Source organism: Microbispora triticiradicis (assembly GCF_005864065.1).
GTDB classification, from domain to species: Bacteria; Actinomycetota; Actinomycetes; order Streptosporangiales; family Streptosporangiaceae; genus Microbispora; species Microbispora triticiradicis.
The window spans coordinates 93364-106249 of sequence record NZ_VANP01000011.1; the positions used below are offsets into that span (position 1 = coordinate 93364).

Here is a 12886-nt window from a genome sequence, read left to right on the forward strand (position 1 = left end):
GTTGTAATCTCTAAGCACCACAACCGCAGCAGGGCCAGCGTCGTCCCTCTGTTCCACGCAGAAGTTGACGACGGGAGTGACTACATGCCTGCTGCCCGCCTTGGCCTTCCCGGAGGTCTCCCCGAGCCTCAGGGACTCTACGACCCCGCCTTCGAGCATGACGCCTGTGGCGTCGCCATGGTCGCGGACGTGCAGGGTCGCCGCAGTTACGACATCGTCGCCAAGGCACTGACTGCCCTCCGCAACCTCGACCACCGGGGCGCGAGCGGCAGCGAGCCGGACACCGGCGACGGCGCGGGCATCCTCACCCAGATCCCCGACGCGTTCTTCCGCGCCGTGGTGGCCGATCTGGGATGGCACAGTGAGCTGCCCGCGGAGGGCGCGTACGCCGCGGGCGCCGCGTTCCTGCCGGCGGACGGGCAGGCGAGGGCCGCCGCGATCGAGACCATCGAGCGGATCGCCGCGGAGGAGGGCGTGAGCATCCTCGGCTGGCGCGAGCTGCCGGTGGACCGCGACCTGCCCGGTGCCACCGCGCGGGCGGCCATGCCCCACTTCGCGCAGCTGTTCGTGACCTCGCCCGGCGGCGAGACCGGCGTCGACCTCGACCGGATCGTGTTCGCCTTCCGCAAGCGCGCCGAGCACGAGGCGGACGTCTACTTCTCCTCGCTGTCCTCGCGGACCATCGTCTACAAGGGCATGCTGACCTCGCTGCAGGTCGAGCCGTTCTTCGCCGACCTGTCCGACGAGCGCTACGTCAGCGCCATCGCGCTCGTCCACTCGCGCTTCTCGACCAACACCTTCCCCTCCTGGCCGCTGGCCCACCCGTACCGGTACGTCGCGCACAACGGCGAGATCAACACCGTCCGGGGCAACCGCAACTGGATGCGCGCCCGCGAGGCGATGCTCGCCACCGGCCTGATCCCGGGCGACCTGCGGCGGCTGTTCCCCATCTGCGACCCGGACGGCTCCGACACCGCCTCGTTCGACGAGACACTGGAGCTGCTGCACCTCGGCGGCAGGTCGCTGCCGCACGCCGTGCTGATGATGATCCCGGAGGCATGGGAGAACCACACCGAGATGGACCCGGCCCGCCGGGCCTTCTACGAGTTCCACTCCACCCTCATGGAGGCGTGGGACGGCCCCGCGTCGATCACCTTCTCCGACGGCACGCTGGTCGGCGCGGTCCTGGACCGCAACGGCCTGCGCCCGGGCCGGTTCTGGGTCACCGACGACGGCCTGGTCGTGCTCGCCTCCGAGGCCGGCGTGCTGTCCGACATCCCGCAGGAGAAGGTGGTCCGCAAGGGCCGCCTGCAGCCGGGCCGGATGTTCCTCGTGGACACCGCGCGCGGCCGGATCATCGAGGACGACGAGATCAAGGCCGAGCTCGCCGCCGCCGAGCCGTACGGCGAGTGGCTGCACGCGGGCCTGGTCCGCTTCGAGGAGCTGCCCGAGCGCGAGCACGAGCACCCCACCCACGAGGCGCTGGTCAAGCGGCAGCAGACCTTCGGCTACACCGAGGAGGAGCTCCGGATCATCCTCACGCCGATGGCGCGGAACGGCGCCGAGCCGATCGGCTCGATGGGCACCGACAGCCCTGTCGCCGTGCTGAGCGAGAAGCCGCGGCTGCTGTTCGACTACTTCAGCCAGCTCTTCGCGCAGGTCACCAACCCGCCGCTGGACGCCATCCGCGAGGAGCTCGTCACCTCGCTGCAGTCGACGATCGGCCCCGAGGGCAACCTGCTCGACCCCGGCCCGGCCTCGTGCCGCCGGCTCGTGCTGCCCTACCCGGTGATCGACAACGACGAGCTCGCGAAGATCGTCCACATCAACGACGAGGGCGCGCTGCCCGGCTTCCAGCCGTACGTCGTGTCCGGCCTGTTCGACGCCGCCGGCGGCGGCGAGGCGCTGGTGCGGCGGCTGGAGGAGATCCGCCTGGAGGTCTCCCGGGCCATCGAGGACGGCGCCCGGATCATCGTGCTGTCCGACCGCGGGTCCTCCCGCGAGCGGGCGCCGATCCCGTCGCTGCTGCTCACCGGCGCGGTGCACCACCACCTCATCCGGGAGAAGTCCCGCACCCGGGTCGGCCTGGTGATCGAGACCGGCGAGGCCCGCGAGTGCCACCACATGGCCCTGCTCGTCGGCTATGGCGCCAGCGCGATCAACCCCTACCTCGCCCTGGAGACGGTCGAGGACATGATCGCGACCGGTCAGCTCGACCTGGACCCGCGCAAGGCCGTCCGCAACCTGATCAAGGCGTACGGCAAGGGCGTCCTGAAGGTCATGTCCAAGATGGGCGTGTCCACGGTCGCCTCCTACACCGGCGCGCAGATCTTCGAGGCGCTCGGCCTCGGCGCCGAGGTCATCGACGGGTGCTTCACCGGCACCACCTCCCGCCTCGGCGGCGTCGGCTTCGACGTGCTGGCCAGGGAGGCGCTGGAGCGGCACGCGCGGGCCTACCCCCGCGCGGAGAACCCGCACCGGCGGCTGGAGGTCGGCGGCGAGTACCAGTGGCGCCGCGAGGGCGAGCCGCACCTGTTCAACCCGACCACCGTCTTCAAGCTCCAGCACTCCACCCGCACCCGGCGGTACGAGATCTTCAAGGAGTACACGTCCCTCGTGGACGGGCAGTCCGAGAAGCTCATGACGCTGCGCGGCCTGTTCAGGCTGCGCCCCGCCGGCGCGCCGATCCCGATCGACGAGGTCGAGCCGGTCGAGTCGATCGTCAAGCGGTTCTCCACCGGCGCCATGTCGTACGGCTCCATCTCCATGGAGGCGCACGAGACGCTGGCCATCGCGATGAACCGGCTCGGCGCCAAGTCGAACACCGGCGAGGGCGGCGAGGACCCCGAGCGGCTGCACGACCCCGAGCGGCGCAGCGCGATCAAGCAGGTGGCCTCCGGCCGGTTCGGCGTGACCAGCGAATACCTGGTCAACGCGGACGACCTGCAGATCAAGATGGCGCAGGGCGCCAAGCCCGGCGAGGGCGGCCAGCTGCCCGGCCACAAGGTGTACCCGTGGATCGCCAAGACCCGGCACTCCACCCCCGGCGTCGGCCTCATCTCGCCGCCGCCGCACCACGACATCTACTCGATCGAGGACCTCGCCCAGCTCATCCACGACCTGAAGAACTCCAACCCGCGCGCCCGCGTCCACGTGAAGCTGGTCGCCGAGGTCGGGGTCGGGACCGTGGCGGCGGGCGTCAGCAAGGCCCACGCCGACGTCGTGCTGATCTCCGGCCACGACGGCGGCACCGGCGCCTCCCCGCTGACCTCGGTCAAGCACGCGGGCGCCCCCTGGGAGCTCGGCCTGGCCGAGACCCAGCAGACGCTGCTGCTCAACGGGCTGCGCGACCGCATCGTCGTGCAGGCCGACGGCCAGCTCAAGACCGGCCGCGACGTGGTCATCGCGGCGCTGCTCGGCGCCGAGGAGTACGGCTTCGCCACCGCTCCGCTGGTCGTCTCCGGCTGCGTCATGATGCGGGTCTGCCACCTCGACACCTGCCCGGTGGGCGTGGCCACGCAGAACCCCGAGCTGCGCAAGCGGTTCAGCGGCAAGCCCGAGTTCGTGGTGAACTTCTTCGAGTTCGTCGCCCAGGAGGTGCGCGAGTACCTCGCCGAGCTCGGCTACCGCTCGCTGGACGAGGTCATCGGGCGGGCCGACCTGCTCGACACCACCCGCGCGGTCGAGCACTGGAAGGCCGCCGGCCTCGACCTGTCGCCGATCCTGCACCAGCCGGAGCTGCCCGAGGGCACCCCGCGCCGCAGGGTCGCCGAGCAGGACCACGGGCTCGACAAGGCGCTGGACAACACGCTGATCCAGCTCGCCGAGGGCGCGCTGAACCTCGGCGAGCCGGTCACGCTGGAGCTGCCCATCCGCAACGTCAACCGCACGGTCGGCACCATGCTCGGCCACGAGGTGACCAAGCGGTACGGCGGCGAGGGCCTGCCCGACAACACGATCGACGTGTCGTTCACCGGCTCGGCGGGCAACTCGTTCGGCGCGTTCGTGCCGCGCGGCGTCACGCTGCGGCTGACCGGCGACGCCAACGACTACCTCGGCAAGGGCCTGTCGGGCGGCCGGATCGTGGTCCGGCCGCACCCCGACGCTCCGTTCGAGGCCGAGACGCAGGTCGTCTCGGGCAACGTCGGCCTGTACGGCGCGACGTCCGGCGAGGTCTTCGTCCGCGGCATCGTGGGCGAGCGGTTCTGCGTCCGCAACTCCGGCGCCACCGCCGTCGTCGAGGGCGTGGGAGACCACGGCTGCGAGTACATGACCGGCGGCCGGGCCGTCGTCCTCGGCGCGACCGGCCGCAACTTCGCCGCCGGCATGTCGGGCGGCGTGGCCTACGTGCTCGACCTGCGGCCCGAGCGGGTCAACCGCGAGATGGTCGAGCTCGAGGCGCTGGACGACGAGGACGCCGAGTTCCTGCGGGAGATCGTCGACAGGCACCTCACGGAGACCGGGTCCACGGTGGCCAAGGCGCTGCTGGCGGACTGGGACGCCGCGCTCGGCCGGTTCGCCAAGATCATGCCGTCCGACTACAAGCGGGTCCTGCTGGCGCGGGCCGCCGCCGAGGCCGAGGGCCGCGACATCGACGAGGCGGTCATGGCCGCCGCCCACGGGTGACGCCGATGAGCGTCATCACCACCATTCCCACGCGACGATAAGGGGGGTACACCGATGGCTGACCCGAAGGGGTTCCTGACACACGGGCGCGAGCTGCCGGCGCGCCGCCCGGTCGACGTGCGCATCCGCGACTGGCGCGAGGTCTACGAGGACTTCCCCAAGCCCGCGTTGTCCAAGCAGGCGGCCCGCTGCATGGACTGCGGCATCCCGTTCTGCCACAACGGCTGCCCGCTCGGGAACCTCATCCCCGAGTGGAACGACCTCGTCTACCGCGACGACTGGCGCGAGGCGATCGAGCGGCTGCACGCGACCAACAACTTCCCGGAGTTCACCGGCCGCCTGTGCCCCGCTCCGTGTGAGTCGGCGTGCGTGCTCGGCATCAACTCCGACCCGGTCGCGATCAAGCGGGTGGAGGTCGAGATCGTCGACCGGGCCTTCGCCGAGGGCTGGGTCACGCCGCAGCCGCCCGCCGTCAAGACCGGCCGCAAGGTCGCGGTCGTCGGCTCCGGCCCGGCCGGCCTCGCGGCCGCGCAGCAGCTCACCCGCGCCGGGCACGACGTGGTCGTGTTCGAGCGGGCCGACCGGATCGGCGGGCTGCTCCGCTACGGCATCCCCGAGTTCAAGATGGAGAAGCGGCACGTCGACCGCCGCATCGCCCAGATGGAGGCCGAGGGCACCGAGTTCCGCACCGGCGTCAACGTCGGCGTGGACGTCACGGCGGCCGAGCTGCGCGAGGAGTTCGACGCGATCGTGCTCGCGGGCGGCGCCACGGCGTGGCGCGACCTGCCGGTGCCCGGCCGCGATCTCAAGGGCGTCTACCAGGCGATGGAGTATCTCCCCCCGGCCAACAAGGCCCAGGAGGGCGACTACGCCGAATCGCCGATCTCGGCGGAGGGCAAGCACGTCGTCGTGATCGGCGGCGGCGACACCGGCGCCGACTGCATCGGCACCGCGATCCGGCAGGGCGCGCTGTCGGTCACCCAGCTGGAGATCATGCCGAGGCCGCCGGCGGCCCGTCCCGGCAGCCAGCCGTGGCCGACGTACCCGATGCTGTTCAAGATGGAGAGCGCGCACGAGGAGCTGGAGGCCGGGGCGGGCGACCGCGTGTACGCGGTGTCCACCACCGAGTTCGCCGGTGACGACGAGGGCAACGTGCGGGCGCTGCGCCTGGTCGAGGTCGAGGGCCCGGCGGCGGGGTTCGCGCCGATCCCCGGCACCGAGCGGGAGATCCCGGCCGACCTGGTCACCCTCGCCATGGGCTTCCTCGGCCCGGAGAAGGGCCCGCTGCTGAACGACCTCGCCGCCCTGTCGGGCGACCCGGAGTCGTTCTTCGACGCCCGTGGCAACGTGGCCAGGAACTCCTCGTACGAGACGTCGGTGGAGGGCGTGTTCTCCGCCGGTGACATGGGCCGCGGCCAGTCGCTGATCGTGTGGGCGATCGCCGAGGGCCGGTCCGCGGCGGCGGCGGTCGACCAGCACCTGAGCGGCCGTACGGTCCTGCCCGTGCCGATCCCCCCGACGGCGCGGCCCCTCGTCTGATCGCGATGTGAGCCGCCGGAACGCGGTCCTCAGGGGACCGGACCGCGTTCCGGCGGCGTCACGCGGCAAATCGGGAATACCTCCATCTCGGGAGGCCACGCCGCGCGGCGGCCGGCCCGTGCGGCCCTCGGGCCACGCGGGCCGGCGGGTTGCTACGTGCGGCCGGCTGCCGGGAAGATGCTGAGCCCGATCAACGGGCCCGGAATCGAGGAGGAGCGTTGCGCGCACGGGGGCGGCTCGCCGGGGCCATCATGTCGGTCGCACTGCTCGGCGGGCCGGGCGCCCCGTCGGGCACGCCAGGGATACCGGGCATACCGGTCGCGCTGAGCACACCGAGCCCAGCAGGCCCATCCAGCTCGTCAAGCCCGTCGGGAAGCGGGCAGGCCGGTGACTACCTGGTCTTCTACGTGGACGGCGGGCGGGCCGCCGCGCAGCGGGCGGCCGAGGCCGCCGGCGGCACGGTGCGGGTCCGCGACGACCGCCTCGGCTATCTCGTCGTGCGCACGTCCGCGCCCGAGCGGATCGGCGACGACCCCGCCGTGGTCGGCGTCGCCCGCGACCGCCCCATCGGCCGGACCGCCGACGCTCCCGTCTCCGCCGGGCCGGGGCGTACGCTCCCCGGCGCGTCGCGCCCGGGCACGGCCGCGCGCGCGGGCGGCGCGGAGCCGCTCGCCGACCGGCAGTGGAACATGAGGATGATCGGCGCCACGCCCACGGGCTCCTACGCGAAGGCGAGGGGCAGCCGCAAGGTGCTGGTCGGCGTGATGGACACCGGCGTCGACGGCAGGCACCCGGACATCGCGCCGAACTTCAACCGGGCGCTGAGCCGCAACTTCGTGACCGACCAGCCCATCGACCCCAACGGGAAGAAGCTCGACGGGCCCTGCGAGTACAAGGGGTGCAAGGACCCGGCCGACGTCGACGACGACGGCCACGGCACCCACGTCGCGAGCACGATCGGGTCGCCGATCAACGGCATCGGCGTCGCCGGGGTCGCCCCCGACGTGTCGCTGGTCAACCTGCGCGCCGGCACCGACTCGGGCTTCTTCTTCCTCAAGCCGACCCTGGACGCCCTGGAGTACGCCGCCGACATCGGCGTCGACGTGGTCAACATGAGCTTCTACGTCGACCCGTGGACGTTCAACTGCCCGGACAACCCCGATGACACGCCCGCCGAGCGGTCGGAGCAGCGGGCGATCCTGGAGGGGATGCGGCGGGCGGTGAACTACGCCCGGTCGCACGGCGTCACGCTGATCACCGCCATCGGGAACGCCGGGGGAGACCTCGGCAAGCCGAAGACGGACACCACCAGCCCGGACTTCCCGAGGGGCTCCGAGAAGAACCGGTCCGTCGACAACTCCTGCCGTAACGTCCCGGCCGAACTCGACGGCGTCATCTCGGTGTCCGCGGTCGGCCCGAGCGGCCGCAAGGCGCCGTACTCCGACTACGGCACCGAGCAGACCGACATCGCGGCGCCGGGCGGTGACGTCTTCGACGGCGGCACCGCGCTGCGGGGGCCGAGCCGGGAGATCCTCGCCGCCGCCCCCGAGCACGTCCTGCGCGCCCAGGGGCGCCTCGACGCCAAGGGCGTGCCGAAGGACAACTCGGTGATCCGCGAGTGCCGGGCCGGGAAGTGCGCCTACTACCAGTACATGGAGGGCACCTCGATGGCGGCGCCGCACGTGACCGGCGTGGCGGCCATCATCATCGGGCGGTTCGGCAAGCCGGGCCGGGGCGGGCTCCAGATGGACCCCGCGGAGGTGGAGCGCCTGCTGTACGCCACGGCGACGCCGAAGGACTGCCCCTCGCCCCGCACCTACCGCTACGGGACCGGCGAGACGCAGGTCTGCGAGGGCCCCGCGAGCCGGAACGGCTTCTTCGGCCACGGACTGATCGACGCCGCCCGGGCCGCGACCGTCGCCCGCTGACCCGTCTGAGTATCGGCCCGGATGAGTACTGGCCCGGATGAGTATCGAACTGAGTAGGCCGCCGGATGCCCGGCGGCCGGACGGCGATCTACCCTCGGCCTCTCGGGAGGGCAGATCATGATCTACCGGTTCGTCTGGCAGGCCACGATGGCCGTGCACTTCCTGGTCATCGCCTACATCGCCCTGGGCGGTTTCCCCGCCTGGTGGCGGCCCCGGCTGGCCTGGCCGCACCTCGCGCTGTGCGCCTGGGCGCTGGTCCAGCTCACCGGGCTGGTGGAGTGCCCGCTGACCGCGCTGGAGAACTGGGGGCGCGCCCGGGCGGGGGAGCGCGGCCTGCTGCCCGGCGGCTTCATCGACACCTACATCGAAGGGATCGTCTATCCGGAGGAGTACGTCACGGCCGTCCGGCTGGCGGTGATCGCCGTCGTGCTCGTCTCCTGGGCCGGTCTGGCGGTCGTCATCCGCCGACGCCGCAGACGTCCTCCGCGTACGACAGGAACGTCCGCTGCACCGGCGCCGGAGGCGTCGCGATGAGGTAGCGCCGCTCGCCCGCCCCCACCCTCCCGTAGATCGGGAACAGGTACGCCTTCTTCGCCTCGGCGAAGGCGTGCCAGTCGCAGCGGGCGGGGGTGACCTCCACCGGGATCTCCAGACGCGGCGTCCCCGCCTCCAGCACCGCGACCGGGCGGCTCCGGCCCGACAGCGGCCTCATGTCGTAGTGCGTGGTGCCGCCCAGCTCGTCGATCGTCACCGGCTCCGCGCCCCGCTTCCTGGTCACCAGGAGCACCCCGCGCAGCGTCCGGCCCGCCCTGGTCCAGGTGTCGCCGAAGGTGACATCCGCCGCCAGGCGCAGGAGGTACGCCCCGCACTCGGCCTTCACCAGCCCCGCCAGCAGCGGGTCCGGATGGCGTACGGGGAACTCCACCCTGTGCGCCGGCCCCTCGCCCGCCTGCACGTTCGCGACGACGACGGCGGGGCGCACCGGCGGGATCGTCGCGGGGTCGCACCGCGCCTCGCCGTAGGGGATCCGCAGGTCGGTGCGCGGAGTCCGGCCGAGCGTGGAGTCCACCCGGGTAGGCGGGAGTGTGGCGAAGGAGCCGGTGACGAGTTGCACGTCCAGGAACCGGACGGGGGCGTCGCCGTCGTTGCGCACGGACACCTCGAGCTCGTGGGCCGCCTCGTCGCTGCGCCACTGGTTCAGGGACACCGAAACGCCCGGCGGAGGAGCGGGAGATTCGGTAGCCTGTCCTCCGCACGCCGCCAGGGTGAACAGCGCCGTTATCGCCCCCCATGCCCGGGTACGTTCCATGGCTGCAGGCTAGGGCACGCGGGTGATCGCGTGAAGTGTCTGAACATTTGGCGACGGCTGTATGTGCCGTCACATCGAGTGGTCTGTACCAATTAGGGTAGTGTCGTGAGTCGTCGAGCAAAGATCGTCTGTACCCTCGGGCCCGCCACCTCCTCACCGGAGCGCCTTCGCGAGCTCATCAAGGCGGGCATGAACGTGGCCCGTTTCAACCTCTCCCACGGCAGCCACGAGCTGCACAAGGAGGTGTTCGACCGGGTCAGGGCCGCCGCCGACGAGCTTGGCTGCGCCGTCGGCGTCCTCGCCGACCTCCAGGGTCCCAAGATCCGCGTCGGACGCTTCGCCTCCGGCCCCGTCCGGCTCGGCTTCGGCGACGTCTTCACCATCACCACCGAGGACGTCCCCGGGGACCGTGACATCGTGTCCACCACCTACGATGGCCTGCCCGGCGACGTCAGTCCCGGCGACACCATCCTCGTCGACGACGGACGGCTGAACCTCGAGGTGACCGCGGTCGAGGGACCGCGCGTCGTCACCCGCGTCGTCATCGGCGGCATGATCTCCGACAACAAGGGCCTCAACCTCCCCGGCGTCGCCGTCAGCGCGCCGGCGCTCACGGAGAAGGACGAGGAGGACCTGCGCTGGGCCCTTCGCACCGGCTTCGACATGATCGCCCTGTCGTTCGTCCGGTCGCCGGAGGACGCCGCCCTCGTCCACGGGATCATGGAGGAGGAGGGCGTCCGGCTCCCGCTCCTCGCCAAGATCGAGAAGCCGCAGGCCGTCGAGTGCCTGGAGGCGATCGTCGACGCCTTCGACGGCGTGATGGTCGCCCGCGGCGACCTCGGCGTCGAGCTTCCGCTGGAGCAGGTGCCGATCGTCCAGCGCCGCATCATCGAGCTGTGCCGCGAGAAGGCCCACCCGGTCATCGTGGCCACCCAGATGCTCGACTCGATGATGAGCGCCCCGCGGCCCACCCGCGCCGAGGCGTCCGACGTCGCGTACGCGGTGATGGACGGCGCCGACGCGGTGATGTTGTCCGGCGAGACCTCGGTCGGCACCTACCCGATCGAGTCGGTGGCCACGATGGACCGCATCGCGGTCGCGGCGGAGGGCACCACGCTGCAGGCCACCCACAACCTGGACCGGCTGCCCGAGACGACCGGCGGCGCCATCGCCCGCGCGGCGGCCGAGGTCGGCGCGATCGTCAAGGCCAAGGCCCTGGTGGCGTTCACGATGTCCGGTGAGACCGCCCGCCGTCTGGCGCGCTACCGCTCGTCGATCCCGCTGCTCGCCTTCACCTCCAACCCGCAGGTGCGCGGCCAGCTGGCGCTCACCTGGGGCGTCGAGACGTTCGAGGTGCCGTTCGTCCACCACACCGACGACATGGTGCGCCAGGTGGAGGCCTCGCTGCTCGCGCTCGGCGTGTGCGAGAAGGGCGACAAGATCGTCGTCGTGGCGGGCTCCCCGCCCGGCAACCACGGGTCCACCAACGCGCTGCGCGTCCACACCGTCGGCTCGCTCGTCGCCCACCCGGCGGGCTGACACCGGCGGCCCGCGGGGCCGAGCCTTGAGGGCCCGGCCCCCGCGGGAGCTGTGATCCCCGGCGGCGGGGTCAAACCGCTTGCGGGCGTGGCGTTCTTCGACGGAGCATGGCAGGAGCGAGTAATCCGTCCTGTCAGACGCCGGAGGAGCGCTGCGCCCGTTGATGGCATCCCCCCAGACCCCCGGGCCCGTCCACAGCCGGTCGTCGTGGCGCTCGCTGTGGCGGCTGCGGACCTACCTGCGGCCGTACGCCGGCAGCCTGGTCGTCTCGTGGTTCGCGGCACTCGGCGGCATCGCGGCCGGCACGGTGATCCCCCTCGTCGGCAAGGAGATCATCGACGGGCCGGTGGCCCATGGGGACCTGGCCGGGCTGGTCCCGCTCGGGCTGCTCGCCCTCGGCCTCGGCGTGACCGAGGCGCTTCTCACGTTCGTCCGCCGGTGGTCGCAGGCAGGGCCGGTCCTCGGCCTCGAGACCGCGATCCGCGACGACCTCTACCGGCGGCTCCAGCGGCTGCCGATGAGCTTCCACGACGGGTGGCAGTCGGGCCAGCTGCTGTCCCGCGCGACGAGCGACCTGTCGACGATCCGCCGGTTCCTCGGGTTCGGCGTGCTGTTCCTGATCATGAACATCCTGCAGCTCACCGCGGTGACGGTGGTGCTCCTCCGGATGTACTGGCCGCTCGGCCTGCTCGTCGCCGCCTCCGCGCTCCCGGTCGTGGCCCTGTCGCTGCGGTTCGAGCGGCGCTACATCGGCATCTCCCGCCGGCTGCAGGACCAGCAGGGCGACCTCGCGACGCTCGTCGAGGAGTCGGCCGTCGGAGTCCGCACCGTCAAGGCGTTCGGGCGGCGCGAGCACGTCTTCGGCGGGTACGCCGCCGCCGCGCGCGAGGTCCGCCGCACCGCCCTGGGGAAGGTCCGCCTGGCCTCCCGGTTCTTCACCTTCCTCGAAGTGGTGCCGAACGTCACTCTCGCGCTGGTCCTGCTGCTCGGCGCGATCGCGGTCGGGGCCGGCGCGCTGACGCTCGGCACGCTGGTCGCGTTCACCACGCTGGTCCTCCAGCTCGTCTGGCCGGTCGCCTCCCTCGGCTACATCCTCGCCATGGGGCAGGAGGCGATGACCTCGGCCGACCGGGTCGTCGAGGTGCTCGACACGGTCCCCGCGATCCGCGGCGGCGCGGACGTCATCGAACGCCCCCGCGGCCACGTCCGCTTCGAGGGCGTGGAGTTCCGCTTCCCCGGCGCGGACCGCCCGGTGCTGCGCGACGTCTGGCTGGAGGTGCGGCCGGGGGAGACCGTCGCCGTCGTCGGGGCCACGGGTTCGGGCAAGACGACCCTGACCACCCTCGTGCCCCGCCTGTGCGACGTCACCGCGGGCCGCGTCACCATCGACGGGCACGACGTACGGCACCTGTCGCTGGCCTCGCTGCGCTCGGTGGTCGCCACCGCGTTCGAGGAGCCCACGCTGTTCTCCATGAGCGTGCGCGAGAACGTCACGCTCGGCCGGGGCGACGCCACCGAGGAGGAGATCAGACAGGCCCTGGAGATCTCGCAGGCGACGTTCGCCTACGACCTGCCGTGGGGGCTCGACACCCGCATCGGCGAGCAGGGCATGTCGCTGTCGGGCGGCCAGCGGCAGCGGCTGGCGCTGGCCCGGGCCGTGCTCGGCCGGCCGCGCGTGCTCGTGCTCGACGACACCCTGTCGGCGCTCGACGTGGAGACCGAGGCGCTGGTGGAGGAGGCGCTGCGCCGTGTGCTCGCCGACGCCACCGGCATCGTCGTGGCCCACCGCGCCTCGACGGTGCTGCTCGCCGACCGCGTGGCGCTGCTGCGCGACGGCACCATCGCCCACGTCGGACGCCACGGCGACCTGCTGGCCACGGTGCCGGAATACCGCGAACTGCTCGCCCAGGACGCCGGCCTCGACGCCGAGAGATCCGCGCCATGA

At 72.2% G+C, this 12886-nt stretch carries 7 protein-coding genes; 6 read left to right on the forward strand and 1 reads right to left on the reverse strand.

From position 1 onward, the window contains the following. The first annotated feature begins 84 nt into the window (after positions 1-84). The 4 genes from gltB to FED44_RS25835 all read left to right on the forward strand — a co-directional run bounded on the left by gltB (position 85) and on the right by FED44_RS25835 (position 8627). Positions 85-4626, forward strand: a complete 4542-nt coding sequence (gene gltB / locus FED44_RS25820) for a glutamate synthase large subunit (protein WP_138462347.1) — start codon at positions 85-87, stop codon at positions 4624-4626. A gap of 54 nt (positions 4627-4680) precedes the next feature. Continuing rightward, complete coding sequence (locus FED44_RS25825) at positions 4681-6165, forward strand: glutamate synthase subunit beta (RefSeq protein WP_138462348.1); 1485 nt, start codon at positions 4681-4683, stop codon at positions 6163-6165. 218 nt (positions 6166-6383) lie between these two features. Further along, positions 6384-8093: a S8 family peptidase gene (locus FED44_RS25830; protein ID WP_244302264.1), complete on the forward strand. Its 1710-nt coding sequence runs from the start codon at positions 6384-6386 to the stop codon at positions 8091-8093. Positions 8094-8210: 117 nt separating this feature from the next. Then, entirely contained in the window at positions 8211-8627 is a 417-nt protein-coding gene (locus FED44_RS25835; RefSeq protein ID WP_117408716.1) for a DUF2784 domain-containing protein, read from the forward strand. On the opposite strand, the gene FED44_RS25840 is transcribed toward FED44_RS25835, so the two are convergent. Beyond that, on the reverse strand, positions 8551-9402 hold the full coding sequence (locus FED44_RS25840) for a hypothetical protein (protein ID WP_138462349.1): 852 nt from the start codon (positions 9400-9402) through the stop codon (positions 8551-8553). The two genes, FED44_RS25835 and FED44_RS25840, sit on opposite strands and share 77 nt — an antisense overlap. A 105-nt stretch (positions 9403-9507) precedes the next feature. Here FED44_RS25840 and pyk point away from each other — a divergent pair, with 105 nt between their 5' ends. Together pyk and FED44_RS25850 are read left to right on the forward strand one after the other, a co-directional pair. Continuing rightward, entirely contained in the window at positions 9508-10941 is a 1434-nt protein-coding gene (gene pyk, locus FED44_RS25845) for a pyruvate kinase (RefSeq protein ID WP_138462350.1), read from the forward strand. Between the two features lie 163 nt (positions 10942-11104). Further along, positions 11105-12886 (forward strand): ABC transporter ATP-binding protein, encoded by a 1782-nt coding sequence (locus FED44_RS25850; protein ID WP_138462351.1) that lies wholly within the window; start codon positions 11105-11107, stop codon positions 12884-12886.

Coding starts and splice junctions, on each gene's coding strand:
- FED44_RS25835 (WP_117408716.1), top strand. CDS start 8,211: ATGATCTACCGGTTCGTCTGGCAGGCCACGATGGCCGTGCACTTCCTG.
- FED44_RS25840 (WP_138462349.1), bottom strand. CDS start 9,402: ATGGAACGTACCCGGGCATGGGGGGCGATAACGGCGCTGTTCACCCTG.
- FED44_RS25825 (WP_138462348.1), top strand. CDS start 4,681: ATGGCTGACCCGAAGGGGTTCCTGACACACGGGCGCGAGCTGCCGGCG.
- FED44_RS25850 (WP_138462351.1), top strand. CDS start 11,105: ATGGCATCCCCCCAGACCCCCGGGCCCGTCCACAGCCGGTCGTCGTGG.
- gltB (WP_138462347.1), top strand. CDS start 85: ATGCCTGCTGCCCGCCTTGGCCTTCCCGGAGGTCTCCCCGAGCCTCAG.